This window comes from Paenibacillus sp. P4_A7 (genome assembly GCF_056402455.1).
The window spans coordinates 1-2,662 of record NZ_JBFUHJ010000611.1 but is presented as its reverse complement, the minus strand read 5'-3'; the positions used below and the strand labels follow the sequence as shown (position 1 = coordinate 2,662).

The window sequence follows — 2,662 nt, the reverse complement described above, 5'->3', positions numbered from 1 at the left end:
TTAATAACCCAACCAGTGACCGACATTTTTCCACCTCATATAAATATCTGAAAATATAAATGAAGCATAGACGACAAACCCGAAACCGACCACAGCTAATAAAATTAAACCACCAAAATTAAAACACAACAGCAATCTGGCATTTTCCATGTCGTCGCGAATGCCTGGCGTAGAAGTAACGCGAACGCCCTGTAGGATTTTAGCGGATATGAGTACCCAGCCCGCATGCATTAAAGCCCCGATTTCTTTCGCACTGGGTATAACATCGTAAAGTCGAATGTTTCGATTTCCGTATAGGGGATTGTGAGAGCGTTCAACGGTTCAAGCGGAATCGTCTCTATCCCGAGTACTCCCCCAAAGTAAAATAAATTTCACCTACGGACAGTTGTTGCGCTTTCCTGCGTTGTCCATGCTGCTTATCAAAGGACGCAAGAAGGAGATTCATGAGGTAGCTAGCTTGCCCGGTATTCGCTCGCTAATTCTACGTGGAATCAATGAGGAGGATTACCGCTTTTTTCAAGAAATGCCCAACTTTCACGGACTGTCTATCCAGATGGGAGTCAGCAAGGATTTCTCCGCCCTGCACGATCATAACAACCTGTGGATACTAGAGCTTTGGCAAATCAGCCACTTGTGCGACATCGGCTTTGGAGCCAAGCAACCCCAGTTGGAATGGCTCTATCTGCATCAGCATAAGCATGTGAAAGCCATGCCGTACTTCTCACAATCCGCTCATTTGCACATCATTATACTGAACGATTTAAAAAACTTGGTCGACTATGCTGCACTGTAGTCTGCTCCATCCCTCGCCTAATTTCGAGGCTTCAGTACAAAAACCATCCCAGCGGATCGTTTTATTCCCGTCCTGCAAAATCCGTCCTTGCAAGGATTTTATTTTGGCATGGCGAACGACAAAGAAACCGTAAAGCAGGACGATCGCCGTACTTTTCAGTTTTCGGCTATGGGCTGCCGCCTCATCGATGAGTTCATAACTTTGATAGAACTTTGCCAAATTTCTCCTGATATTGCTCATGCTTCACCAAAAATCTCTCCATGGCATGATGCAATTCCTTCATCCTGCTTCCCCTCTTCCTCCACCATCAACCAACCGCAGCAAGGTCGCATGCAACGCGTCAAATCGCTGTTCATCTTCTGCTGAGAACATCAGCAGATATCCGTCACGGTTGTTCATGACCACAATCACCTCGCCCGCTTGACCATAAAACTGCACGCCCGTATACAAGCCCGAATCCGCTTGCTTGGATGAAAACATCATCTTAATCCCTTCTACAACCTGTTCATCGATTTGCCAGTATTCCTCATTGCAAAACTCCATCGAAATCACTGCTTGAAAATAGGCCATGGCATGTAGGAACTCTGTAAGAGACTCGCTTGTCTGATACCACTCCTCCTTCCCGTAGTTCTCATACACAGGGGGATTAGACGCTGCCAAGTCCTTCCGGCGTATGCCCCAAACGCAAGCACCCTGATTTTCCAAATAGAAAATCAAGTAGTCGTCATTCTCATATTGATGAAAATCTTTCGGCTTAATCAAGAAATCCTGGGAACCATTCAATTGCGGATGTGCGCCCAATTCCAGATAATAATCCTTCAACACTTCGGGTATACTCCCATATCGACTGATCCACGATTGCAATTCCTTCACGTCGAAACCACAGGATTCCGTGATGTGAAACAAGTTGCGGATCGCTGCAAAATCGGTCATTGGCTCCACTTCTCCTTGTAAGCGCCCAATATCGGCGTTCATGATCTATATTCATAAACCGCTCTCCCAAACGCTGATCGTTATCAAACAAAAGTGAAAGGATAATGCTCAGGCAAATCCGGATGCAACATCCTGAGACATGATCCCAACTGTCCGGGCAAGTCGCTTTCTTCAAAATCTTTTACCTGATCGATCCACTCTTCGTATTGATGAATCAAGTCAGCTAACTGCAAAAACTGCCAAAAATCGATGAATAGCGCTGTCACTTTCGGCTGAGTCAGGCTATGGTCAAAAAAAGAAAGGTTCCCATCCATTCTGTTCATCAGCCACGCATCACCTTGTCCGTTAGCGGCAATCTGTACATAGTTGTTTTTCAAATGCTCATCTTCGCAATACAGATTGTCGCCTTTATCATCCTCAAACACCATTTCAGCAGCAAGCTCTTGACCTGCCAGCATCTGCAGCACATCCACAAGCCGGATAATATCCAGCGGCACTGTGGACAGTTTATTGCGCATATGGCGAGACAACGATACCTGCATATTGGCAAAGGGTGCCAGAATTTCTTGTACGCTGCGAATTTGAAACACTGTTTATAACTCCTCCATTCCCGTGATCAAACCCTCATCTAATACTCGTAAAGTTTGTAGTGATGGCTCTGTCACACCTATTCCCTCCCGCTCGTACCCTATTGAATCAACCACCAAAAATACCACATCTCATTATTTTTCAGATAACTGGCATATTGCCCCACTGAATCAAAGGATTCCAGTACATAGAGACAGAACATAAAATGCTCCTTGATTGGCTTCGAACAGGCCACAAGACACGAAAATATCCAGCTTGACCTCCAGACTCTGCGATCGACGGGCAATCTCAGCCAGGTAAGGGACCCAGACTCTGCGATCGACGGGCAATCTCGGCCAGGTAAGGGAC

General features: G+C 45.9%; 4 protein-coding genes and 1 pseudogene. 1 reads left to right on the top strand and 4 read right to left on the bottom strand.

The features are described from left to right. Positions 1–138 precede the first annotated feature (138 nt). Positions 139–249 (bottom strand): annotated as a pseudogene (locus AC1DWN_RS31850) (DJ-1/PfpI family protein); the annotation flags it as partial. Between the two features lie 154 nt (positions 250–403). Here AC1DWN_RS31850 and AC1DWN_RS31845 point away from each other — a divergent pair. After that, on the top strand, positions 404–793 hold the full coding sequence (locus tag AC1DWN_RS31845) for a hypothetical protein (protein ID WP_477562858.1): 390 nt from the start codon (positions 404–406) through the stop codon (positions 791–793). On the opposite strand, the gene AC1DWN_RS31840 is transcribed toward AC1DWN_RS31845, so the two are convergent. The 3 genes from AC1DWN_RS31840 to AC1DWN_RS31830 form a co-directional block, all read right to left on the bottom strand. Continuing rightward, the gene (locus tag AC1DWN_RS31840; RefSeq protein WP_477562857.1) at positions 761–1,012 is read right to left on the bottom strand and encodes a hypothetical protein; all 252 of its coding nucleotides are present in this window, start codon (positions 1,010–1,012) and stop codon (positions 761–763) included. The two genes, AC1DWN_RS31845 and AC1DWN_RS31840, sit on opposite strands and share 33 nt — an antisense overlap. Before the next feature lie 60 nt (positions 1,013–1,072). After that, positions 1,073–1,726, bottom strand: coding sequence for a hypothetical protein (locus AC1DWN_RS31835; protein ID WP_477562856.1), 654 nt, complete (start codon positions 1,724–1,726; stop codon positions 1,073–1,075). An 83-nt stretch (positions 1,727–1,809) separates the two neighbouring features. Next, on the bottom strand, positions 1,810–2,316 hold the full coding sequence (locus tag AC1DWN_RS31830) for a hypothetical protein (protein ID WP_477562855.1): 507 nt from the start codon (positions 2,314–2,316) through the stop codon (positions 1,810–1,812). Positions 2,317–2,662 lie beyond the last annotated feature (346 nt).